Below are 23,507 nucleotides of genomic sequence, written 5' to 3'. Positions count from 1 at the left end.
CCGAAATCTCTCTCCACGGCATCAACACCTCCCGCCAAAAGGCAAAAAGTGTTACCCATGTCTTCGGTACAAAACGTCACCTATCTCTCAGGTCGGACAATAAAGATCATAATTTCAGAATGTCATCGCGTGAGGCGAGGTGAGCCGATATCACGGCAAACTGAGGCGTTGGACGTCAGCCAGGCGTTGTTACGATCATCCGGGGCAAACAGCCGGTCGACCAATGCGACCGAGGAGAATCAGTGAACGGTGTCGCCGCAAAGATCCTCGTCGAGGAGACGCAGGGTCTCGAACAGGCTTTCGACAAGCATGTCGGTGAGTTCATCGGCCCTGTTTTCCGCGAGGATGCGTGCGATCGCCGTTTCCTGCTGTTCTCGGAAAAGCTCGGGGTCGATGGGCATTCCGTGGTCTCCTGCCTAGCTCGTTGTCGCCTCTTCATGCCTTGGCTAAGTCACCTGGCTTGCGCAGGGCTTGACCATGGTCGACAGGCATGGCGAAAGCGGGGCAGAGGCAAGATCACCGATTGAGGGAAGTTCGTGCGGACATTGCGCCAGCCGTATCGTTTCGAACAGGAGATTCGAAAAAGCCGGTTCGTAGCGGTTGCCGCACCCGTTGCCAGCGAAGCACTTGCACGCACTTTCATACAGGCACACATGGGCGGATCAGCAAACCACAATTGCTGGGCCTATCGCGTCGGCACTCTCTATCGCTTCAACGATGATGGCGAGCCGAGCGGAACGGCCGGAAAGCCGATATTGCAGGCGATTGATGGACAGGAACTCGACTGTGTGGCTGTCATTGTCCAGCGATGGTTCGGCGGTGTTCTGCTCGGGACAGGCGGACTGGTACGGGCTTATGGCGGAACTGCAGCGGCCTGTCTCAGGGCCGCCGACACCATCGAAATCGTTCCTACCGTGGTTCGTCGCGTGACAGGGAGCTTCAGCGATATCGCGACAATAAAGGCTCGCCTCGTTCCCCTTCCCGATACCACCATATCGGGGGAAACCTACGCGGCTGACGGCGCTGCGTTTCTGCTCGAAATTCCAACCGGCCGGCTTGAGAAGATCGGGAAACTTGTCGGAGATCTCACGGGCGGTCGGGTCTTTCTATCAGATCCGGACTGAGCGGAAGCCGTTCATACGGCCGCCTCTCCACCGACCAGAGAGCCGAACTTGGCAAAGAACTCACCAGCCAGTTTCTTTGCCGTCGAATCGATTAGGCGGCTGCCGAGCTGTGCGATCTTGCCACCGACCTCGGCCTTCACCGCATAGGTGAGAATCGTGGCATCCGGCCCGTCGGCCTGCAGCGATACATCCGCGCCCCCCTTTGCAAAGCCTGCGATGCCGCCCTTGCCTTCCCCGGAGATGGTGTAGGACGTGGGCGGATTGAGGTTCTGAAGTTCGACCGCACCCTCGAACTTTGCCTTGATCGGGCCAACCTTCAACACGACGCGGGCGGTCATGTTGGTGTCGGATGTCTTTTCCAGGCTCTCGCAGCCGGGAATCGCCTGCCGAAGGATTTCCGGATCATTCAGCGCCTGCCAGACCTTCTCGACAGGCGCCTCGATGCGCTCTGTTCCACTCATATCCATGATATATCCTCCCTCGTCCTCTCGTCAGAACCATGATGCCTCCACGCGTCATGGTTCTCGATCTCCGGCTTCATATTTCTATGGTCGGAGAGGAGAGCGCAATAGGAAGTTCAGGAAAGCCTGATAGACATAGGAACAGCGATCACCAACACGCGGGTTCAGACCCGCACCACCTGCTCCACCCTTTCCTCGGCCCCGAAGAAGCGGAGATAGCGTTCGACCTCCGCTGCGTCGCCGGTCGCCTTGCGGGGGTTATCGGAAAGCTTGACGGCCGGTCGCCCATTCGCTTCGCTTACCTTGCAAACGATGGAAATCGGCATGAGACCAGCGTTCTCCGTTGGTGCGCATCCGGCGAAATCATTGGTGAGGTTGGTCCCCCAGCCGAAGCTCATCCGCACGCGCCCCTCGAAATGGCGATAGGTGTCGATAATGGCATCGACATCCAGGCCGTCGGAGAAGATCAGCAGCTTCTGACGCGGATCGCGGCCCATCTTTTTCCACCACGCGATGATTTTCTCGCCGCCTTCGATCGGCGGCGCGCTGTCCGGGCGAAACCCGGTCCAGTCCGCCACCCACTCGGGCGCGTTCTTGAGGAACGCGGCGGTTCCGAACGCGTCCGGCAGAACGATCAGAAGATTGCCGCCGTAAAGCTGGTTCCAGTCCTGCAAGATCTTGTAGGGAGCCTCGGCGAGTTCCTGGTCATTGTTCGCGAGTGCCGCCGCGACCATCGGGAGTTCATGGGCGTTGGTCCCGACCGCCTCGAGATCGGAGTCCATTGCAAGGAGGACGTTGCTGGTGCCGGTGAAGGCCGGTCCGATACCCTCCTTCAACGCCTCGACGCACCAGCGCTGCCACAGAAAACTATGGCGGCGGCGAGTGCCGAAATCGGAAATTCTGAGGCCTGGCAATGCGCCGAGACGCTGGACCTTTTCCCACATCTTCGCCTTGGCCCGTGCATAGAGAACGTCCAGGGTGAAGAAGCCTAGCGACCGCATCGCTGCACGGCTGCGCAGCTCGTTGATGATCGCGAGAGCCGGGATCTCCCAAAGCGTCGTCTCCATCCACTTACCGCGAAATTCCAGCTGGTACTGGCCGTCCTTGCGGGAGAGCTCGTATTCCGGGAGCTGCAGGTTCGACAGCCAAGCGAGGAATTCCGGTTCGAAGATCTGTGCCCGGCCATAGAAGCTGTTACCGGCGAGCCAGATCATCTCCTTCTTGGCAAGCTTCAAGGTGCGCACATGATCGAGTTGCTCGCGCAGTTCCTGTTCATCGATCTCGTCGGCGAGCCGCACGGTCTTCGTGCGATTGATCAGTTCAAAAGTGGCATCCACCTCGGGATAGAGCTTCCAGATCATCTGGAGCATCAACAGTTTGTAGAAGTCCGTATCGATGAGGCTACGAACGATCGGATCGAGCTTCCAAGTATGATTGTAGACGCGCGACGCGATATCGGTTTTCGTCATGTGGTCGCCCGCCTCCGGATCAGGACATTAAGACGCGGCCAAACGGGCGCCCGCTTCGGACGCCCGTTATCAAAACATTTTGCACGAAAGTCTATAGCAAGGGCCGGGGAGACGGATCAGTTTCCAGCCTCGGGCTGCGTGCGCTGCTCCTGCGCGCTCGGCTGCTGCTCAATGGTGTTTTCAGGGTAGGCCTGCTCGACCGCGTTCTCTTCCGGCGGCGCGATGCTGCTTCCCCACCATTCCGCGGGAATCCATACCAGCATGGCGATGATGAGTCCCCCGAGAAGGACGATCAGGACCGGTCGTCCGATGGAGCCCTGCCGCGCTTCCGTCGGTGTGGCGGGATGTTCGCGGCGCTCCGGATAGGTTTTCTTCGGGCTCTCGCTTCGTGTGTTCAAGGTTCCGCTCCTTTGCTCTCAACAGGGCCTTTGCGGCCTTCAATGCCTGAGCAACGGGCTTGAGACGGAGAAGTTCCCGTTCTTCGAAAACCTCAGTAGCCTGCCTTTCTGTCAACGACATGTTCGAGGCTTTCACTTCGCTCGAACCGGGCGATCTGGTTTTCGGCGTGGCGGAACAGCGCCTGGACATCGGATGACGCCGCCGCATGCGGCGTGATGATCACGGTGTCAAATGCCCAGAGGGGACTGTCAGTACCAAGGGGTTCCCGCTCGAAGACATCGAGGGAGGCGCCACCCAATATCCCGCTCGACAATGCCTTCGCGAGATCGGCCTCCACCTGGCTACCGCCACGACCGGCATTGATAAAGACAGGCTTGCCGAGCGCGCCACCCTGCCGAAGCCGCGAAAAAAGCCTCGCGTTGTAGAGGCCTTTCGTTTCCGAGGTCAGCGGCAGCAGGCCGACGAGAATGTCGGTTTTGCCGAGGAAAGCCTCTAGGCTGGCCGCATCATAGGTGTCGACATCCTCGATATGTTTCTTTCCCCTCGACCATCCGATGACGTTGAAACCCATCACCTTCAGCTTCCGCAAAGAATCAAGTCCAAGGACGCCAAGCCCCATGATTCCGACAGTGACGTCACGCGCCTCCGGCTGGGGCTCGATATCGTACCACACCGCTGACCGTTGCTGCCGGATATAGTCCGGCAGACGCCGAAGATGGGCGAGGCACTGAAGAACAACCCATTCGCTCATCCGATCCGTCAGGCTGCGGTCGACGAAGCGGACAATCGGGATATCGGGCAGGTCGTAGTTCGACAGGATGTGATCGACGCCGGCGCCGCCTGAGAAGATGACCTTCAGATCTTTCGCCCTCTCCAAGAGGAACGGATCAGGCTTCCACAAAACGGCGTAAGGTATGCCGGAGAGATCGCGACCCTGATTGGCCTCGTCGCCGAGATCGACGACCTCGCGGCCCGCGAAGGCCCCGTCAAGCGCGGATTTTACCGCGTCACGGGAGAATTTGAGATCGACGAGAACCGCACCCAAAGACATGAGAACTCCAGATTATTGGCTGATACCGGCGATATCGACCGGCTTCAGATCGAAGGCCGCGGCCATCAGGGCACGGGTGTAATCCTGCTTGGGCGCCGAAAATATCTCGGAGGCCGGTCCCTGTTCGACGACCTTGCCATGGCGCATGACAATGACCTCATTGGCAAGCGCCTTCACCACCTTGAGGTCATGGCTGATGAACAGGTAGGCGAGATCATGCCTTTGCTGGAGATCGCGCAAGAGATCGACGACCTGGGCCTGGACGCTCATGTCGAGCGCCGATGTGGGCTCGTCCAGCATCACGAATCGTGGTTTCAGCACCATCGCGCGGGCGATTGCAATGCGCTGGCGCTGGCCGCCGGAAAACTCGTGTGGGTACCGCCAGCGGGTGTCCCGATCAAGACCGACCTCCTGCAACGCCCAGCAGACGCGTTCGTCGCGTTGCTCGAACGACAGGTTCCTCTCGTGAACCTTCAGACCTTCGGCAATGATTTCGCCGACAGACATTCGAGGGCTGAGAGAACCGTAAGGGTCCTGAAACACGATCTGGAGACGGTCGCGGTAAGGTCGCATCTCCTTGTAGGAGAAGCGATCAACCTCCTGACCTAGAAATACGATCCGGCCCCTGGAGGAAATGAGACGTGCCAGAGCAAGACCGAGGGTCGTCTTTCCAGATCCGGATTCGCCAACAATGCCCAGGGTCTGGCCCGCGCGCAGCGTCAGATCAACGCCATCGACTGCCTTGACGTGATCAACCACCGTGCGCAGGAAGCCCGACTTTATCGGAAACCATACCTTGAGGTCCCGGCCTTCCATCACGATGGGCTTCGAGGAGTCCAGCGGCGGCGGTTCGCCGCGGGGTTCCGATGCCAGAAGGTGTCGCGTGTAGTCATGTTTCGGAGCGCCAAAAATCTCCTCGACCGGTCCGGCCTCAACGATGCGCCCTTTCGTCATGACGCAGACCTTGTCCGCGAACCGCCGCACGATACCGAGATCGTGAGTTATGAAGAGCATGGACATGCCATGCTCGGCCTTCAAGCGCCCAAGCAACTCGAGGATCTGAGCCTGGACGGTCACATCCAGCGCTGTCGTCGGTTCATCGGCGATCAACAGTTTCGGACGGTTCGCAAGCGCCATGGCGATCATGACGCGCTGGCGCTGGCCGCCGGACAGTTCGTGGGGATAGGCGGCGAGCCGCTTTTCCGGTTCGCGGATGCCGACCTGGTTCAGCAGTTCGAGGACGCGTGCCCTTGCCTGCTGGCCGATGAGCCCCTGGTGTAGCGCGAGAATTTCCCCGATCTGCTTCTCGATCGTGTGAAGCGGATTGAGCGAAGTCATCGGCTCCTGGAAGATCATGGTGATGTCGTTGCCACGTACTTCGCGAAGTTCGCGATCCGACATCCGCATCAGATCCTTGCCCTCAAAAAGGATTTCGCCTGAAGGATGGCTGGCAGCCGGATAAGGCAGCAACTTCAGGATCGAATTGGCAGACACCGACTTTCCGGAGCCCGATTCGCCAACCAGCGCAACAATCTCCCCAGGAGAGACATCAAAGGAGATATGATCGACCGCGAGGTTCGATTTTCCACCCTGCTCGAACAGAACGGAGAGATCGCGAACGGAGAGAAGCGGCGCGGTCATCGGAACGTCTTTCTCGGATCGAAGGCGTCACGAACGGCCTCGCCGACGAAGATCAGGAGCGACAGCATGATCGACATCGTGAAGAACGCCGTGAGGCCGAGCCAAGGTGCCTGAAGGTTGCGCTTGCCCTGCGCAATCAACTCACCGAGCGACGGAGAACCCGGCGGCATGCCGAAACCGAGAAAATCAAGCGAGGTGAGCGTCGTAATCGATCCCGACAAGATGAAAGGCAGGAACGTCAAAGTGGCGACCATGGCGTTTGGAAGCAGATGGCGGAACATGATCGTCCAGTTGCCGACACCAAGTGCCCGGGCGGCATTCACATATTCGAAGTTGCGGGCCCGCAGGAACTCGGCGCGCACAATACCCACAAAACTGACCCACGAAAACAAGAGCATGATGCCCAGGAGTACGAAGAAACCCGGTGGCAGGATCGAGGCGATGATCAGCAGGATGTAAAGCACCGGTATCGAAGACCATATCTCGATGAAGCGCTGCATCAGTAGGTCGGTCGTTCCGCCGAAGTAGCCCTGCACGGCGCCCGCAGTGACCCCGACAAAGGCGGAGGCGATCGTCAGCATGAGCCCGAATAGAACCGAAATCCGGAAACCATAGATCATGCGCGCGGCAACATCGCGGGCCTGATCGTCGGTACCCAGCCAGTTGAGATTGCCGAGGACGCAGTCGGGATCCTCCGCCCCCAGCGCGTAGCCGGCGCAACGCTGCTCTTCGGGCATCAACCAGAAGGGCGCGGTGGGCGCCGAATGTGGGATGTTGGAGTTGACCGTGCGATACGAGTAGCGGATCGGTGGCCACACCATCCATCCGTTCGCCTCAATCTCGTCGCGGATGAAGGAGGAGCGATAATCGGTTACGGCAAGAAACCCGCCGAATTTCTCCTCGGGATAATCGATGATAACGGGCGCCAGAATCTCGCCTTTGTAGGAGACGAGGAGAGGCCGGTCATTCGCTATAAATTCGGCGAAGAGGCTGAGAACGAACAGGACCATGAAGATCCAGAACGACCAGTAGCCACGCCGGTTGGCGCGAAAATTCTCCAGCCGCCGGCGGTTCGTGGGCGACAGCCATGGTCGTTTCGGCGGCACAAGAGCGGGAGTGTGATCGGTCACGGCCATGTCAGACGTCCCGCCGTTCGAAATCGATGCGGGGATCAATCCACGTGTAGATCAGATCGGAGATGAGGCTGACGAATAGGCCCATCAGGGAAAAGATATAAAGGGTGGCGAACACCACCGGATAGTCCCGATTGACGATCGAGAGATAACCGAGCCGGCCCAGACCGTCGAGCGAGAAGATGTTTTCGATCAGCAGCGATCCGGTGAAGAATGCCGAGATGAAGGCGCCTGGAAAGCCAGCGATGACGATCAGCATGGCGTTACGGAATACATGACCGTACAGAACCTGACGCTCCGACAAACCTTTGGCGCGGGCTGTTACGACATACTGCTTCTTGATCTCGTCGATGAACGAGTTCTTTGTCAGAAGCGTCGTGGTCGCAAAGGCGGAAAGGGACAGGGCGATCAAAGGCAGGGTCAGATGCCAGAAGTAATCGATTATCTTCTCCCACCAGGTGAGTTCAGCAAAGTTGTCGGACACCAATCCGCGCAACGGGAACCAATCGAAGAACGAGCCACCGGCAAAGAGCACAATCAGCAGGATACCGAAAAGGAAGCTCGGCACGGCATAGCCGATGATGATCACGCCAGAGGTCCAGATATCGAAGGTCGAGCCGTCCCTCACCGCCTTCCTGATCCCCAGCGGAATGGAAATCGTGTAGGAAATCAGCAGGATCCAGACGCCGAGTGACACCGAAACCGGGAGTTTCTCGATGATCAGGTCGATCACCGTGGTGTTCCGGAAGAAGCTCTCGCCGAAGTCGAACCGGATGTAGTCCCACATCATGTCAAGGAAGCGGGTCAATGGCGGCTTGTCAAAGCCAAACTGGACCTCGAGCTTCCTGATAAGATCGGGATCTAGACCCTGAGCACCCCGGTACTTCGAACTCGTTTCATCCGCACCGAACTGGTTCAGAAGGTCTCCACCGCCGGACAGACGCTGGTCGGCACTGTCGCCCTGACCCGTCAGCTGGGCAATCACCTGCTCGACCGGCCCTCCGGGCGCGAACTGGATGACCAGAAAGGAAATGCCCATGATGCCGACCATGGTCGGTATCATCAGAAGCAGGCGACGCAGGATATAGGCACCCATCAGCGGCTACCTCCGCACCATGTCGCCCGTTCGTCGCCTGCGCGACAGTTACACGCCAAAATATTGCCCCTTCCGCTGGGTCCACGCAGACCGCGTTCGATTCGCTCCCCGCATTGGTAGCCGACGTCGCAGCAGACGCAAGTGGCTGTTGCCATCACTGCGCTTTCGCCCACCATATGTCGGGAAAACCGTTGGAATAGGTCGGTAGTTCTTCGGGATGCTGCAACCAGGATCGGTAGGCAAGCCTGGAAGCCCTCAGCGTGTAGCTCGGGACAACATAGGCGTTGGCAAGGAGAACACGATCGAGCGCCTTGGTTGTGGCGACCAGAGTGTCGCGGTCCTTGGCGAAGATGATCTGCTGGATGAGATCGTCGACGACAGGATCGCTGATACCCGCATAATTTCGGGATCCTTCGCGCGTCGCTGCATTCGATCCCCAGTAGTCCCGCTGTTCGTTTCCGGGATGAAGCGACTGGGCCCATCCGAGATAGATAACGTCGTAGTCGAACGAGCGAACCCTATTGGTGTATTGCGCCTGGTCGACCACGCGGACACTGACTCCGACGCCGATCTGACGCAGCTTTTCGGAAAATGACAGCGCCACGGGCTCAATCGTTGGTCCGCCCAACAGAATTTCGAAGACGAAGGGTTCCCCCGTCTTCGTGTTCGTCATCCGGCCGTTGCGGATTTCATAGCCGCCCTCACGGAACAGCACGATCGCCCGGCGAAGATTCTCGCGTAGTCTGGTCTGATCACCGGCAACCGGATTTTTATATGGAGCAGTGAAAATCTCCGGCGGAATCCTATCCCGGTACTGCTCCAGAATTTGCAGTTCCTGGCCGGAGGGCAGGCCTACCGATGCGAGATCGGAGCCATAGAAATAGCTGTCGATCCGCTTGTATTGTTCGAAGAACAGCGTCTTGTTCAGTTCCTCGAAATCGAACGCGTAGTTCAGTGCCTGCCGCACTTGCCTGTTTTTGAACTTGTCGCGCCGCATATTGGGAATGAAGCCGACCATGACGCCCGAGGACCGATAGTCGTTCTCAATCATTTCGCGCTTCACGTCGCCGTTGGCGACAGCCGGGAAATCGTAGCTGTTGGCCCAACGCATCGCCTTGTTTTCAAGCCAGAAGTCCGTATTGCCGGCGCGAAATATCTCGAATTCCACGTCCAGATCGGCATAGTAGGTATAGGTGACCGTCCGGAAGTTGTGATAGCCGATGTTAACGTTCAGATCCTTGCCCCAATAGTCGTCCCTCAGTTCGTATCGGACGTAAGCGCCAGGCTTGAAATCGGCGATCCGATAAGGGCCGGAACCCATAACCGGTTCAAGCGTCGTGCGCATGATGTCACGCGGCTTGCCGTCGCTGCCCGTCCCCTCCCACCAGTGTTTCGGCACGATGTCGAGCTGGCCGATGATTTTGGGAAGCTCTCGATTGTTCTTTTCGTCAAACGTGAACGTGACCTCGCGTTCACCGGTCTTTTCCGCCTTCATGACGTGGGCATAGTAGACTGCGTACTCGGGGGTCAGTTCCCTGAAGCGGTCGAAACTGAAAACGACATCCTCCGGTGTGACCGGCTGACCATCCGCCCATCTTGCCTCAGGCCTCAGACGGTAGGTGGCAAACGAGTAGTCGTCAGGATAGTGCACGGCCTCGGCAAGAAGCCCATATTCGGCATCGATCTCGTCGAGCGACGGCTTCATCAACGTCTCGGTGACGAGCGAGAGCCTCGGCGACAACCCCGATGCCAACTCGCCTTTTTCTAGCACCGGATTGAACGTATCGAAGGTGCCGCTTGCCGACAATCGCAGGTCACCACCCTTGGGGGCATCGACGTTGACGTAGTCGAAATGGGCAAACCCTTCAGGATATTTGACGGGTTCGACGATCGATGTACCGTGATACCAGGTCTTCTCCTGGGAGAAGCCCGTCGAGGGTACGATCAGGCACGCGAAAATCACGATCGCCAGGCGGCGCATGTCCATCATGCTCATCCCCTTGCTGTTTCTTGTTACGGACAGGATAGGGAGAAATTCGTCAAAAAACAGCCATCTCTGAACCGTAGTCGCGCAATCGGATTCACCGTTGTGTGATTTCGCGATACACTCCGACCAAATCGGCGGAGGCGGCAACCCGCGGTTTTGATGAGAACGAGGGCAACAAATGGGCGTCTACAAAACGATCATGACGGTGCTGTTGGCTGCGGCATCGGTGCTGGCGTCGGTTGACGCAAGCACAGCAACCGAGAAGCCTGCCAAGGAGCTTTTCGGCGCGGTGAAACTTCCCAGCCGTTCGACGCCCGAGACCTATGGCTTCTATTCGAAGGGTTGCATCAGCGGCGCCGTCGCAATCCCGACCGATGGACCGACCTGGCAGGCCATGCGCCTGTCCCGCAACCGCCGCTGGGGACATCCGCAGATGATCTCCCTGCTCGAGCGTCTTTCACGCGACGCTGCCCAATATGATGGATGGCCCGGACTTCTACTCGGTGATATCTCTCAACCCCGGGGTGGGCCGATGCTGTCTGGCCATGCGTCGCATCAGGTTGGTCTGGATGCTGACATCTGGCTTACGCCGATGCCATCACGAACGCTGTCGGCAAAGGAGCGTGAGGATATTTCGGCGACCTCGATGCTGAAAAAGAATACCTTCCTCACCGTCGATCCCAGTATCTGGACTCCGGCGCACGCGGCGGTGATCATGCGCGCCGCAAGCTATCCCGAGGTCGAACGCATCTTCGTGAACCCGGCGATCAAGAAGAAGCTCTGCGAAACCTGGAGCGGAGAGCGTTCGGCGCTCGGCAAGGTACGCCCCTACTATGGTCACGATTACCATTTTCACGTCCGGATAAAGTGCCCGGCCGATTCCGCCGGCTGCAAGGAACAGGCGGCCGTTCCCGCCGGCGACGGATGCGGCAAGGACCTCGCATGGTGGTTCACCGACGAACCGTGGGCGCCGCCCAAAAAAGACCCTAATGCCAAGCCCGCACCGAAACCGAAGCCTGCGAGGCTTGCGGATCTGCCGAAGGCTTGCGCCCGCGTTCTCGATGCGCCAGGCCCCGCCAGCGAAGCGGAGGTCACGTTGGGCAACGGGTTTACGCCGACCGTCGCTGCCATTGGTGCTGGTGCAGTTTCAACCTTCGCCGATTTGCCGGCCAGAGTTCCAATACCGATGGCTCGTCCTTCCGGCGACGAGTGAACGCTTTCCAAATGTCACGATGTTGATATAGACGTGATCAAATCGATTTAAGGCTGGCCGGCTGCGGGGAACGATGGCAGGGAAACCCTCTATTGCGCTGATCGCGCACGATCAGAAAAAAGATGATCTCGCTGACTTCGCCCACAGGCACGAGGCGGTGCTTGCCGGATGGCAGATCGTGGCAACCGGCACCACGGGTGGGCGGATCCAGCAGGCCTGCCCCAGCCTGTCCGTTCAGCGCATGAAAAGCGGCCCCCTTGGCGGAGATCAGCAGATAGGCGCGCTCATCGCGACTGGTGAGATCGACATGCTGATCTTCTTCGTCGATCCCCTGACCGCCATGCCGCACGATGTCGATGTCAAGGCACTTATGCGACTGGCAACCGTTTATGATATTCCCATGGCGCTTAACAGGGCGACAGCCGAACTGATGATCGCCCACGCCACTCGCTGAACCGATTCGCCGCTTGGACGCCCCTATGCCCAGATCTCACAACCTAGAAAACCCACCCTTCCCGATCCTCATCGGCGATATCGGCGGCACCAATGCGCGTTTCTGGCTGCTCGCGGATGCGCAGGCGGAGCCGAACCAGTTCCCGAACGTCCATACGGCCGATTTCGCCACGATCGACGCAGCCATTCAACAATGCGTGCTCGACAAAACCCCGGTACGGCCGAAATCGGCTATTCTCGCTGTGGCGGGGCCAATCAAGGGCGACGAGATACCGCTTACCAATTGCGACTGGGTGGTCAAGCCGAGGGACATGATCTCCGGACTGGGCTTCTCCGATGTCCTCATCGTCAACGATTTCGAAGCTCAGGCGCTCGCCGTGGCTACGCTGCCAGACGAGTACCGGCAGCCGATCGGCGATAATGTGGAAAGCCCCGTCGCGTCGCGCGTCGTTCTGGGTCCAGGGACCGGTCTCGGTGTCGCGGGTCTTGTTCACGCGCAGGACACGTGGTTTCCAGTGCCTGGCGAAGGCGGCCATGTCGACATCGGACCCCGCAGCCAACGCGATTTCGAAATTTTCCCTCATCTGGCGCCAATCGAGGGGCGGATTTCGGCGGAGCAGCTGCTCTGCGGACGCGGTATCGTGAACATCTACCAGGCGGTGTGCAAGGCAGACGGCCTTGAGCCACAGTGGCACGATCCAGCGGATGTGACGTCGCGCGCCCTTGCCGGTACAGACAGAGCCGCTGAAGAAACCATTTCCCTGTTCGTGACCTATCTCGCACGCCTTGCCGGTGATCTTGCGCTGATCTTCATGGCGCGTGGCGGTGTCTATCTTTCGGGGGGCATTTCACAGAAGATCGCCAGGGCACTTACAACGGATCAATTCCGCGCGGCGTTCGAAGACAAGGCACCTCACTCGGCCATGATGAAATCCATTCCGACCTTCATCGTGACCCATCCCCAGGCGGCACTTTCGGGGCTTGCCGCCTATGCGCGAGCGCCGTCCAGTTTCGGCCTCGCCACCGAAGGCCGCCGTTGGCGCTCGTCGTGACGCGCGGCATGCGCAACGCTGGTCAAAGCCAACGGGAATGGCTATAGAGCCGCGAGGTTAGCGCCAGATCGGCGCGTTCCTCCATGAAAGCGAATTCAGAAAGTCTTCGTATTGGCTGCCCAGACAAAGAAGGTCCCGGCGATCGACCCCGACAGCGTCAGCGCGGTTCTGAGGCGGATTGTATCAGAGAACGGACGCGATCACTGGCGCGGATACGCCTTTGCGATCGCCTGTCTGGCGACCGTGGCACTCACAACGGCGTTCACCGCATGGATCATGGAAGCCGTCGTCAACGAGGCGTTCGCCAATCGGAGGGCTGACGTTGTCTGGCTGATCTGCGGGTCTATCCTTGCCGCTTTCGTATTGCGCGGCTTCGCATCCTACGGACAGGCTGTGGCTCTTGCCAAGATCGGCAACAACATCGTTGCACGTTACCAGCGGCGCTTGTTCGCACATCTTATGAACCTCTCGGTGGGTTATTTCACCGATGCCCGCTCGGCCCACCTTTCGGCCCAGGTAAGCCAGAACATCAACGGCATACGCGATGTCCTGAACCTCACGGTCACTTCAATGGCACGCGACCTGCTGACGCTGATCGCGCTGATCGGGGTGATGCTGCTCAAGGATCCGGTACTGACGCTGATCGTCTTCGTCGTCGCGCCACCGCTACTGTGGGCCCTCCGATACATCTCGCGCCGCCTGCGCAGCGCGACCCGCGAATCCGTGATCTTCAACAGCCGCGTTCTTGGCGCGATGCAGGAAACGATCCAGGGGATCGCGATCGTGAAGGCGTTCACGATGGAAGCCGAACTGACCCGCAAGGTCGATGGTGTCATCACGGCTGCGGAAAATCGATCCAACAGGATTGCAAGGCTCAGCGAGCGCACATCGCCGATCACGGAGACGTTCGCGGGCGTCGCGATCTCCAGCGTGCTGGCTTATGCCGCATTTCGCTCGATCTATGGCGGCGTTCCGCCCGGCGCCTTCTTCTCCTTCGTCGCCGCATTGTTGATGGCGTACGAGCCTGCGAAGCGACTTGCAAAGCTGCAGGTGCAGATGGAACGCGCCGTCGTCAATGCCCGGATGATATACGAGATACTCGACTCCCAGCCGCATCAGCGCGACAAGCCGGACGCCAGGGATCTCGTTGTCAGCGAAGCACGGATCGAGTTTCGGCACGTCGGTTTCGCCTACGGTGAGAACGCGATCCTCAAGGACGTCAGCTTCGTGGCCGAGGGGGGCAGAACCACGGCGCTCGTGGGACCATCTGGTGCCGGCAAGTCGACGATCATCACGCTCATCCCGCGCTTCTATGATCCCGGCCAGGGAGAAATCCTGATCGATGGCCAAAACATCGCCGACGTGACCAAAGCCTCGCTTCGCCGCCACATCGCCTATGTCTCGCAGCAGCCTTACCTCTTCGAGGGCACGATCCGAGACAATATCCGTTATGGCAGACCGGATGCGACAGACGCCGAGATCGAAGACGCGGCAAAACACGCTTATGCGCACGATTTTATCATGGCTCAGCCCATGGGTTACGATACGCCTGTCGGCGAAAACGGGCTGACGCTCTCAGGAGGACAGCGCCAGAGACTGTCGATCGCGAGAGCGCTGGTGCGAAACGCGCCGATCCTACTCCTCGACGAGGCGACATCCGCGCTCGACACCGAATCGGAGGCTGCGGTTCAGAAGGCGTTGGACGAAGCCATGGGCGGACGCACCGTTGTCGTTATCGCGCACCGGCTTTCGACGGTCGTGAACGCAGACCAGATCATCGTGATGGAAGGCGGTCGGGTCGTCGAGCAGGGTATTCATGACGACCTTGCGCGCCGCGCCGACGGACTTTACGCTCGCCTCAACAAGCTGCAGGCGACGTCCGTTCACGACGTTACGATGCCGACGGGAGGTGAGAATAAATGACCCAGGCCATGAAACTGGTTGTGGTCGGAGCCGGCGGCCGGATGGGCCAGACGCTCATCCGCCTCATCCACGCCTCACCCGATACCGAGTTACACGCCGCAATCGAACGGCCCGGTTCGGTTCATATCGGCAGAGATGCTGGTGAGATCGCGGGGCTTGGTCCGATTGGCGTCGTGATAACAGACGATCCGCTTTCTGCCTTTGTGGCAGCCGACGGCGTCGTGGATTTCACGTCACCAGCGGCCTCTGTAGAATTTTCAGTGCTAGCCGCCCAGGCTCGTATCGTCCACGTCATCGGCACCACCGGATGCAGCAGTGACGATGACGCAAGATTTGCCGCAGCGGCGCGGCATGCGCGGATCGTCAAATCCGGCAATATGAGTCTCGGTGTCAATCTGCTGTCGGTTCTCGTACAGCAGGCGGCCACGGCGCTCGATGCCGCCGGTTGGGACATCGAAATTCTCGAGATGCACCACAAGCACAAGGTTGACGCGCCGTCAGGCACTGCACTTCTGCTTGGGGAAGCCGCCGCCAAGGGACGCGACATCGATCTAACGGACCACTCCGTGCGGGTCCGCGACGGACATACGGGGCCCCGCGAGGCGGGATCGATCGGATTTGCGACGCTGAGAGGCGGATCGGTGATCGGCGATCATTCTGTCATCATCGCTGGCGAAGGAGAAACCGTGACGCTTTCACACAATGCGGGAGACCGCACAATCTTTGCCCGCGGAGCGCTTAAAGCGGCGTTATGGGCGCGCGACCGCAAACCTGGATTCTATTCAATGCTCGACGTGCTCGGGCTTTCATCATCCCACTGACATATCCTTGGAGGATCCCTATGAGCGGCACCCTGGTTCTCGTCCGTCACGGCCAGAGCGAATGGAATCTCAAGAACCTGTTCACCGGCTGGCGTGACCCTGACCTAACGGAGCTCGGCGTGCAGGAAGCCAATGCCGGCGGCAAGGCGCTTGCCGACTATGGCATCAAGTTCGACGTGGCCTATACATCGGTGCTCAGCCGGGCCCAGAAGACGTGCCAGATCATTCTCGACAATGTTGGCCAGTCCGACCTGACTACAATCCGTGACGAGGCACTGAACGAACGTGACTACGGCGATCTGTCCGGCCTCAACAAGGACGATGCCCGTCAGAAATGGGGCGAGGAGCAGGTTCATATCTGGCGCAGGTCCTACGACATTCCGCCGCCGGGCGGCGAGAGCCTTCGCGACACCGGCGCACGCGTCTGGCCTTACTACCTCACTGAAATCCTTCCGCGAGTGCTGCGTGGAGAGAAGGTACTCGTCGCAGCGCACGGCAATTCCCTTCGATCGCTCGTGATGGTGCTCGACAAGCTCAGCAAGGAGCAGATCCTCAAGCTCAACCTGGCGACGGGCGTTCCGATGGTCTACAGGCTCAATGCCGATTCGACGGTCGCATCCAAGGATGTGCTGGGCGACATGTCTGGCGCTCACTGAGTCGGCGGCTGGCCGTTATCCATTGGTGACGGTCAGTTGCACACGGTCTGCGGGGAACCGCGTTACCGCGTACTGAACCGGCACACCGTCTAGATCCGTATTGAGAGCCTTCGTCATTAGAACGATAGCTCCGGGAGCCAAGCCCAGCGCCGCCAGGTCCGATTGTTCGGCATGGGCGGCGCTTATTTCCGTCTTGGCACGGACGTAGTCCTCTAATCCGCACAGTCCGAAGGCCCGCGTGATCGAGCCGGTCTGCTTATAGGCATCACCCATATTCTCGAATCGCGGCATGGGAAACCAACTGGTCGACGTCGAAACGGCGCGACCATCGGCCTTGCGGAGCGCTTCGATCCTCAGGACTGGCGCCAACCGTTCCAATTCCAACGATTTGGCGACTTCAATCGTCGCCGCCTCCACCTCCGAAAACAGAAGAATTCCCTCTATCTCCCTCGCCTGCTCGCCTATGCCCTCGGTGAAGCGGGTGCGACGGGAGATCGGAAAGGAGAAACGTTCGCGTCTTTCGATCAGCGTCCCCCGCCCCTGAACGGGCCTGACGATACCCTCCTGTCCGAGTGCTGCGAGCGCGGCGCGTACCGTGTGTCGATTGACGCCGAACTGCTCGGCGAGTGCTGCCTCCGGCGGGACCATACCCGTCTCGTCATACCGCCCCTCGGCAATGGAAACGCGGATCCGGTCCGCAATCTGGCGCCATAGCGCCACGCCATTCTGTCTCTGCACTGTTCTCACTGGCCCCATGTCACACTCTTGTCACTCGCCAAACGTAGAAGGAAAGAATAAGATGTGTAGTTGTCTATATAAATAGACATTTGTCGGAAAGCAAGGAGCGATCGATGGAGCTTCCAGCGGAAGGAATGACGGAGCCGCCCCGCAAACGCATCGTAGCGCTGCTGGCGAAGGCCACATCGAGGGAGTTGCAACTTGCCTGGGATGGCTTGGAACCGAAGCCGGAGGTGAGCATGCTTCGCGGACCTGAAACCGGTCTGGTCATGGTCAAAGGCAGGATCGGCGGTGGAGGTGCAGCCTTCAACCTCGGCGAAGCGACGGTAAGCCGGGCGACGATCCGCCTGACCTGCGGCACGGTCGGGCACGGTCAGACACTTGGAACGGGAAAGACCAAGGCGCGTCTGGCGGCGGTCTTCGACGCGCTTTGGCAAAAGCCGGAGACAAATCCGTTGGTAGAAGCGCTGCTGGCCACGGTGGCCGCGCGCCTCGAGGCGGAAGACCGCAAGAAGCAGGAGGAGACCGCGGCCACGCGCGTCGATTTCTTCACCATGGTTCGCGGAGAGGACAAATGATCCCCAAGACCGACGCATTCACCGGCGGTTTCAGCGAGCCCGTCTACCAGTCCCAGACCGTGTTCCGTGCGCTGATGGATGGAATGGCGCGCCCGGGAACCCTACAGACCGTGGCGACACAGGTAGCTCCACCGCCACCAGTGGGCGTGGCGGCCGGGGCCGTCGCACTTTGCCTCTGCGACCATGACACAACGATCTGGATGAGTTCAGCTCTGGGCAAGTCGGTCTTCGGCGAATGGCTGGGGTTTCATACCGGAGCGCCTTTGACGCGCGAGAAGACAGAGGCGCGTTTTGCCTTCTTCGAACTGGGGGCGGCTCTTCCCCCCTTCGGACTGTTTTCAACCGGCACCCAGGAATATCCAGACCGGTCTACGACCCTGATCGTTGAAGTGGCGCAACTCGCTGACGGCATCCCCCTGACACTGCGCGGTCCGGGCATTAAGGACACCCATGCCATTGCACCCGGTCCTTTGCCGGAGACCTTCGTTCGAAGCTGGGCCGATAATCGCGCCCAGTTTCCACGGGGCGTCGACGTGATTCTCACCTGCGGAGCGCAATTTGTCTGCCTGCCGCGCACCTGCACCATAACAGCTAGGGAGCAATGACGAATGTATGTTGCCGTCAAAGGGGGCGAGACCGCGATCTCCAATGCCCACCGTCTCCTCGCTGATCGGCGCCGCGGCGACCGTTTGCTGCCCGCGCTGACAATCGAGCAGATCGTCGAGCAGCTTGGACTTGCTGTCGACCGCGTCATGGCCGAAGCCTCGCTTTACGACCGGTCTCTTGCCGCCCTCGCCATCCGGCAGGCAAGGGGCGACCTGATCGAGGCGATCTTCCTGTTGCGGGCGTATCGCACAACGCTGCCACGCTTTGGCTATACGGTTCCGGTCGATACCGGCACCATGCTCATCGAGCGGCGGGTTTCGGCGACCTACAAGGATCTTCCGGGCGGCCAATTGCTCGGACCGACCTTCGATTACACCCACCGCCTCCTCGATCCTTCCTTGCTCGAAGACAGTGACGTTGACGAGCCCGTCCAGCGTGCCGATCTGCCGGAACCAGCCATGCGCGTATCGGAAATCCTCGCACAGGAGGGTTTGATCGAAAGCGATGGTGACATGCCGGAGGACCACCTGGCCGGTGACATCACGCGCGAGCCCATCGAATTTCCGATGACGCGCGATCTCCGGCTGCAGGCCCTGGCTCGCGGCGACGAGGGTTTTCTTCTCTCGCTCGCTTATTCCACGCAGCGCGGCTACGGGCGGACGCATCCTTTCGTCGGAGAGGTCCGGATCGGGGAGGTCGAGGTGGAAATGGACATTCCGGAACTTGGCTTTTCCGTTTCGCTCGGGCGTATCCGCGTCACGGAATGCCAAATGGTCAACCAGTTCAAGGGGTCCGCTAAGGCTCCACCCCAGTTTACCCGCGGCTACGGGTTGGTGTTCGGCCAGAGCGAACGCAAGGCCATGGCCATGTCGCTGGTCGACCGGGCGCTGCGCGTGGAGGAATTCGGAGAAGATATCGTCGCCCCCGCACAGGACGAGGAATTCGTCATTTCCCATTCCGACAACGTCCAGGCAACGGGTTTCGTCGAGCACCTGAAACTGCCGCACTATGTCGACTTCCAGGCGGAGCTCGATCTCGTGCGGCGAATGCGTTCGAAACATGACGCCAGCCGGCCCGCGCCGGACGCGATGAAGGAGGCCGCAGAATGAGTGCGCCGGCAACCGAACTCGCAGCCTACAACTTCGCCTACCTCGACGAACAAACAAAGCGGATGATCCGCCGTGCGATCCTTAAAGCTATCGCGATCCCCGGTTATCAGGTCCCCTTCGCAAGCCGGGAAATGCCCATGCCCTATGGCTGGGGTACCGGAGGCGTCCAGGTGACGGCATCGATCCTAGGGGCAGACGACATCCTGAAAGTGATCGATCAAGGCGCAGACGACACGACCAACGCAGTCTCCATCCGCGCCTTCTTCCAAAAGGTCGCGAACGTCGCCGTCACGACACATACCCGAGAGGCGACGATCATCCAGACACGCCACCGGATTCCCGAGGAGAAACTCTCGGAACACCAGGTTCTCGTCTATCAGGTTCCGATACCCGAGCCGCTTCGTTTTCTTGAGCCGCGCGAGACGGAAACGCGCAAGATGCATGCGCTCGAAGAGTACGGGCTGATGCACGTCAAACTCTATGAAGACATTGCACGCAACGGCCATATCGCCACCACCTACGCTTATCCGGTCAAGGTCAACGGCCGCTATGTGATGGACCCGTCGCCGACGCCGAAATTCGACAATCCGAAAATGCACAGATCCGAAGCGCTTCAACTTTTTGGCGCCGGTCGCGAAAAGCGCATCTACGCGGTTCCACCACACACGGATGTCGTCAGCCTCGATTTCGAGGACCACCCGTTCACGATCCAGAAGTTCCACAAGCCTTGCGCGCTCTGCGGCGCCGAGAACGTCTACCTCGACGAGGTAATCCTCGATGACAAGGGCAAGCGCATGTTCGTGTGCTCGGACACCGACCATTGCGAGGATCGCCGCGCCAAAGGGCATGTCGGCGAGATGCTGGCACAGACCAAGGACGCAGCCGAATGAACGATCTGCCTCTTCTCAAAGTCCGCAACATATCCAAATTCTATGGAAACAGGATCGGTTGCCGGGACGTCTCGTTCGACCTGTGGCCGGGGGAAGTGCTGGCTATTGTCGGCGAGTCGGGGTCGGGAAAAACGACACTCCTCAACTGCCTTTCGACACGGCTGATGCCCACGACAGGCTCGATCGACTACCAGATGCGGGACGGAAACTACCGCGAACTCTATCACCTGACGGAAGCAGAACGCCGTTTCCTGATGCGGACAGACTGGGGCTTCGTACACCAGAACCCGGCCGACGGTTTGCGCATGACGGTCTCCGCTGGCGCGAATGTCGGCGAACGGCTGATGGCGGTCGGACAACGTCACTACGGCAACATCCGTGCAACCGCGAGCGACTGGCTGGAGCGGGTCGAAATCAGCACCGACCGGATCGATGACCAGCCTCGGGCCTTTTCCGGCGGGATGCGGCAAAGGTTGCAGATCGCGCGAAACCTGGTGACCGGTCCGCGCCTCGTCTTCATGGACGAGCCGACGGGGGGCCTCGACGTTTCGGTTCAGGCAAGACTCCTCGATCTGGTGCGCGGTCTCGTTCATGATCTCGGACTGTCAGCCATTGTCGTTACGCACGATCTGGCGGTCGCTCGGCTTCTGTCTCACCGGATGATGGTGATGAAGGACGGCAACGTGATCGAGCACGGGTTGACCGACCGCGTTCTCGACGACCCGCGCGAGCCCTACACCCAATTGCTCGTCTCCTCGATCCTGCAAGTCTGAGCCGGGAGTTTCACCATGGCCACACCCCTCGTCGTTTCCGAAGTCTCCAAGAGCTTCACGATGCACCTGCGCGACGGTATTCGCCTGCCGGTCGTTTCCGACGTGTCCTTCTCCGTGGCGAGCGGGGAGTGCGTGGTACTCGGAGGTCCATCGGGCATCGGCAAAAGCTCGATCCTCAAGATGCTGTACGGCAACTATGGCGTCGATAGCGGCCAGATCCTGATCGAGCATGGTGGCCGTATCGTCGATCTGGCATCGGCCGATCCGCGCACCGTTCTGGAAATAAGAAAGAATACCCTTGGTTATGTCAGCCAGTTCCTGAGGACGGTGCCCCGTGTCGGAACACTCGACATCGTGGCTGAACCCCTGACCGCCCGGGGCGTCTCGGGCGATGAAGCGCGGCAAAGAGCAAGCGAATTGCTCGCCTCCCTAAATCTCCCGCACGAACTTTGGGGCCTGCCTCCTGCCACATTCTCCGGCGGCGAACAGCAACGCGTCAACATTGCGCGCGGCTTCATCACCGATCACCGCATTCTGCTTCTGGATGAGCCAACCGCCTCTCTCGACGCGACCAACCGCGCCGTCGTGGTCGACATGATCCGGCGGAAGAAGAAGGAGGGGGTCGCGCTACTTGGGATTTTCCACGACGAGGAAGTGCGGGAACTGGTGGCCGACCGTATTCTGGATGTTTCGCAGTATTCGCCTCGCAGGGCTGCAGCATGACCCGGAAGCTCGGCATCGAACCCTATGTGCATGAGAGCGCACGCGTCACCAACAGCACGATCGGTCGTTACACGGAAGTCTCTGAACGCTGCCGCCTCGACGAGGTCGAGATGGGGGACTACTCGTATATCATGCATGACGGTGCTGTCTGGTGTGCGACGATCGGCAAATTTGCCAATATCGCCGCGTCCGTACGCATCAATGCGACGAACCATCCGACATGGCGGGCCACTCTCCATCATTTCACCTATCGTGCCGCCGACTATTTCGAGGGCGCCGACAACGACACCGATTTCTTTGCGTGGCGGCGGGAAAATCGGGTGATTATCGGGCACGATGTCTGGGTTGGTCACGGGGCCACCATTCTTCCCGGCGTACATGTGGGCAATGGCGCGGTAATCGGCGCAGGCGCGGTGGTCAGCAAGGATGTCGCCCCGTACACCATCGTCGGCGGGGTGCCCGCGAAGCTCATTCGCGACCGTTTTGCCGCCGGGTTGGGCGAAGAAATGGACAAGCTTGCCTGGTGGGATTGGAGCCACGACCAATTGCAGGCCGCGCTCTCCGACTTTCGCGATCTTCCGGCTGAGGCGTTCGTCGAAAAATATCGATAAACCCTTTTACTTTCAAAATGTTGGCAAGCTTCACAATACCGTTAAAAAACTGACATTCGAACTTCATCAACCGCGCGTAGGTGGAAACGGTTCGAAAAAGTACAGGGGAACGGATGATGCGCTTCCAGCTGAAAGATGTGACGCGCCGTTTTGGCGACAACACTGCGGTCGATCGCATCAACGTCACTATTCCCTCAGGTCAGATGGTCGGCATCATCGGCCGTTCCGGCGCCGGCAAGTCGACAGTTCTCCGGATGATCAATCGCCTCGTTGAGCCGACTTCGGGGTCCATTCACTTCGGAGATTTAGAGGTTTCGTCACTGCGAGGGCAGGCGCTGCGCAACTGGCAACGTGACTGCGCCATGATCTTCCAGCAATTCAACCTGGTTCCGCGTCTCGACGTGCTTACGAATGTGATGCTGGGTCGTCTCAATCACCGATCCACCGCACTCAGCCTGCTCAACATGTTTACGCGCGAGGAGCGTCTCATGGCGATCGGGGCACTGGAGCGCCTGGGGATCGAGCAGGCGGCTCTCCAGCCGGCAGGCACCCTGTCTGGCGGACAGCAACAGCGCGTCGCCATTGCCCGGGCATTGATGCAGGCGCCGAAGATGATCCTCGCTGACGAGCCGATCGCTTCCCTCGACCCTCTGAACGCAAAGATCGTTATGGACGCGCTCCACGACATCAATCGGCGCGAGGGTATCACCGTCATCACCAACCTTCATACGCTCGATACTGCACGCGCCTATTGCGAACGTATCATCGGCATGGCGAAGGGGCGTGTCGTGTTTGATGGCACTCCCGAAGAGCTGACCAGCGACGCGGTGGCGGAAATCTACGGCACGGATGCGACCGGGGCCGGAATTGACGAAAGTCTCACCTCAACGAGCATCAACGCGACGCTGCCACAGAAGGTCGCGTCCCATCACCCATCACCGAAACTCCAACCCTTGGCTGCCGCCGAGGCTTGAGAGAAGCGCCATGATCGTAGGCCCGC

The 23,507-nt window shown here is 59.6% G+C and carries 25 protein-coding genes; 15 read left to right on the top strand and 10 right to left on the bottom strand.

Going from position 1 to position 23,507, the window contains the following annotated elements; all coding sequences use genetic code 11:
• Positions 1–239: 239 nt before the first annotated feature.
• Entirely contained in the window at positions 240–401 is a 162-nt protein-coding gene (locus tag J5J10_RS18075; RefSeq protein ID WP_208548101.1) for a hypothetical protein, read from the bottom strand.
• Positions 402–536: 135 nt separating this feature from the next.
• On the opposite strand from J5J10_RS18075, the gene J5J10_RS18070 reads away from it, so the two are divergent.
• Positions 537–1,124 (top strand): YigZ family protein, encoded by a 588-nt coding sequence (locus J5J10_RS18070; RefSeq protein ID WP_211930922.1) that lies wholly within the window; start codon positions 537–539, stop codon positions 1,122–1,124.
• Positions 1,125–1,135: 11 nt separating this feature from the next.
• Here J5J10_RS18070 and J5J10_RS18065 read toward each other — a convergent pair whose 3' ends face one another.
• The 8 genes from J5J10_RS18065 to J5J10_RS18030 all read right to left on the bottom strand — a co-directional run bounded on the left by J5J10_RS18065 (position 1,136) and on the right by J5J10_RS18030 (position 10,355).
• On the bottom strand, positions 1,136–1,591 hold the full coding sequence (locus tag J5J10_RS18065; protein WP_211930921.1) for a carbon monoxide dehydrogenase subunit G: 456 nt from the start codon (positions 1,589–1,591) through the stop codon (positions 1,136–1,138).
• Positions 1,592–1,749: 158 nt separating this feature from the next.
• Entirely contained in the window at positions 1,750–3,054 is a 1,305-nt protein-coding gene (pncB, locus tag J5J10_RS18060; protein ID WP_211930920.1) for a nicotinate phosphoribosyltransferase, read from the bottom strand.
• 116 nt (positions 3,055–3,170) lie between these two features.
• The gene (locus J5J10_RS18055; RefSeq protein WP_211931309.1) at positions 3,171–3,452 is read right to left on the bottom strand and encodes a hypothetical protein; all 282 of its coding nucleotides are present in this window, start codon (positions 3,450–3,452) and stop codon (positions 3,171–3,173) included.
• A 92-nt stretch (positions 3,453–3,544) separates the two neighbouring features.
• A complete protein-coding gene (locus tag J5J10_RS18050; protein WP_211930919.1) occupies positions 3,545–4,504 on the bottom strand; it encodes a glyoxylate/hydroxypyruvate reductase A in 960 nt (319 codons plus the stop codon).
• Positions 4,505–4,516: 12 nt separating this feature from the next.
• Positions 4,517–6,145, bottom strand: coding sequence for an ABC transporter ATP-binding protein (locus J5J10_RS18045; protein WP_211930918.1), 1,629 nt, complete (start codon positions 6,143–6,145; stop codon positions 4,517–4,519).
• Positions 6,142–7,281 (bottom strand): ABC transporter permease, encoded by a 1,140-nt coding sequence (locus tag J5J10_RS18040; protein WP_208548095.1) that lies wholly within the window; start codon positions 7,279–7,281, stop codon positions 6,142–6,144. The genes J5J10_RS18045 and J5J10_RS18040 overlap by 4 nt, the downstream gene beginning before the upstream one ends.
• Before the next feature lies 1 nt (position 7,282).
• Complete coding sequence (locus J5J10_RS18035; RefSeq protein ID WP_211930917.1) at positions 7,283–8,374, bottom strand: microcin C ABC transporter permease YejB; 1,092 nt, start codon at positions 8,372–8,374, stop codon at positions 7,283–7,285.
• A 154-nt stretch (positions 8,375–8,528) separates the two neighbouring features.
• Entirely contained in the window at positions 8,529–10,355 is a 1,827-nt protein-coding gene (locus J5J10_RS18030; protein ID WP_249116948.1) for an extracellular solute-binding protein, read from the bottom strand.
• Positions 10,356–10,539: 184 nt separating this feature from the next.
• Between J5J10_RS18030 and mepA the strand changes: the two genes are divergently transcribed.
• From mepA to J5J10_RS18000, 6 genes are all read left to right on the top strand, one after another.
• Entirely contained in the window at positions 10,540–11,574 is a 1,035-nt protein-coding gene (gene mepA / locus J5J10_RS18025) for a penicillin-insensitive murein endopeptidase (RefSeq protein ID WP_211930915.1), read from the top strand.
• Between the two features lie 73 nt (positions 11,575–11,647).
• On the top strand, positions 11,648–12,028 hold the full coding sequence (locus tag J5J10_RS18020; RefSeq protein ID WP_211930914.1) for a methylglyoxal synthase: 381 nt from the start codon (positions 11,648–11,650) through the stop codon (positions 12,026–12,028).
• A 25-nt stretch (positions 12,029–12,053) separates the two neighbouring features.
• Positions 12,054–13,079, top strand: coding sequence for a glucokinase (locus tag J5J10_RS18015; protein ID WP_211930913.1), 1,026 nt, complete (start codon positions 12,054–12,056; stop codon positions 13,077–13,079).
• A gap of 111 nt (positions 13,080–13,190) precedes the next feature.
• Positions 13,191–15,002: an ABC transporter ATP-binding protein gene (locus J5J10_RS18010; RefSeq protein ID WP_211930912.1), complete on the top strand. Its 1,812-nt coding sequence runs from the start codon at positions 13,191–13,193 to the stop codon at positions 15,000–15,002.
• Positions 14,999–15,823 (top strand): 4-hydroxy-tetrahydrodipicolinate reductase, encoded by an 825-nt coding sequence (gene dapB / locus J5J10_RS18005; protein WP_211930911.1) that lies wholly within the window; start codon positions 14,999–15,001, stop codon positions 15,821–15,823. Before J5J10_RS18010 ends, dapB begins: the two co-directional genes overlap by 4 nt.
• A gap of 20 nt (positions 15,824–15,843) precedes the next feature.
• Positions 15,844–16,479 carry a 2,3-bisphosphoglycerate-dependent phosphoglycerate mutase gene (locus J5J10_RS18000; RefSeq protein ID WP_211930910.1) on the top strand — a complete coding sequence of 212 codons (636 nt, stop codon included), beginning with the start codon at positions 15,844–15,846 and terminating at the stop codon, positions 16,477–16,479.
• 15 nt (positions 16,480–16,494) lie between these two features.
• Here the strand turns inward: J5J10_RS18000 and phnF are convergent, their stop codons facing one another.
• On the bottom strand, positions 16,495–17,235 hold the full coding sequence (gene phnF / locus J5J10_RS17995; RefSeq protein ID WP_211930909.1) for a phosphonate metabolism transcriptional regulator PhnF: 741 nt from the start codon (positions 17,233–17,235) through the stop codon (positions 16,495–16,497).
• A gap of 95 nt (positions 17,236–17,330) precedes the next feature.
• On the opposite strand from phnF, the gene phnG reads away from it, so the two are divergent.
• From phnG to phnC, 8 genes are all read left to right on the top strand, one after another.
• On the top strand, positions 17,331–17,795 hold the full coding sequence (gene phnG, locus J5J10_RS17990; RefSeq protein WP_211930908.1) for a phosphonate C-P lyase system protein PhnG: 465 nt from the start codon (positions 17,331–17,333) through the stop codon (positions 17,793–17,795).
• Positions 17,792–18,400: a phosphonate C-P lyase system protein PhnH gene (phnH, locus tag J5J10_RS17985; RefSeq protein ID WP_211930907.1), complete on the top strand. Its 609-nt coding sequence runs from the start codon at positions 17,792–17,794 to the stop codon at positions 18,398–18,400. The genes phnG and phnH overlap by 4 nt, the downstream gene beginning before the upstream one ends.
• A gap of 3 nt (positions 18,401–18,403) precedes the next feature.
• Positions 18,404–19,510, top strand: a complete 1,107-nt coding sequence (locus tag J5J10_RS17980) for a carbon-phosphorus lyase complex subunit PhnI (RefSeq protein ID WP_211930906.1) — start codon at positions 18,404–18,406, stop codon at positions 19,508–19,510.
• Positions 19,507–20,400, top strand: coding sequence for an alpha-D-ribose 1-methylphosphonate 5-phosphate C-P-lyase PhnJ (locus J5J10_RS17975; protein WP_211930905.1), 894 nt, complete (start codon positions 19,507–19,509; stop codon positions 20,398–20,400). Before J5J10_RS17980 ends, J5J10_RS17975 begins: the two co-directional genes overlap by 4 nt.
• Positions 20,397–21,173, top strand: a complete 777-nt coding sequence (phnK, locus tag J5J10_RS17970; protein WP_211930904.1) for a phosphonate C-P lyase system protein PhnK — start codon at positions 20,397–20,399, stop codon at positions 21,171–21,173. The genes J5J10_RS17975 and phnK overlap by 4 nt, the downstream gene beginning before the upstream one ends.
• 15 nt (positions 21,174–21,188) lie before the next feature.
• Positions 21,189–21,896 (top strand): phosphonate C-P lyase system protein PhnL, encoded by a 708-nt coding sequence (gene phnL, locus J5J10_RS17965; RefSeq protein ID WP_211930903.1) that lies wholly within the window; start codon positions 21,189–21,191, stop codon positions 21,894–21,896.
• On the top strand, positions 21,893–22,507 hold the full coding sequence (locus J5J10_RS17960; protein ID WP_211930902.1) for a DapH/DapD/GlmU-related protein: 615 nt from the start codon (positions 21,893–21,895) through the stop codon (positions 22,505–22,507). The genes phnL and J5J10_RS17960 overlap by 4 nt, the downstream gene beginning before the upstream one ends.
• Before the next feature lie 116 nt (positions 22,508–22,623).
• The gene (gene phnC / locus J5J10_RS17955) at positions 22,624–23,481 is read left to right on the top strand and encodes a phosphonate ABC transporter ATP-binding protein (RefSeq protein WP_211931293.1); all 858 of its coding nucleotides are present in this window, start codon (positions 22,624–22,626) and stop codon (positions 23,479–23,481) included.
• Positions 23,482–23,507: the final 26 nt, after the last annotated feature.

The organism is Ciceribacter sp. L1K23, from assembly GCF_018122705.1.
Lineage (GTDB): Bacteria > Pseudomonadota > Alphaproteobacteria > Rhizobiales > Rhizobiaceae > Allorhizobium.
This window is presented reverse-complemented; position numbering and strand designations above follow the sequence as displayed.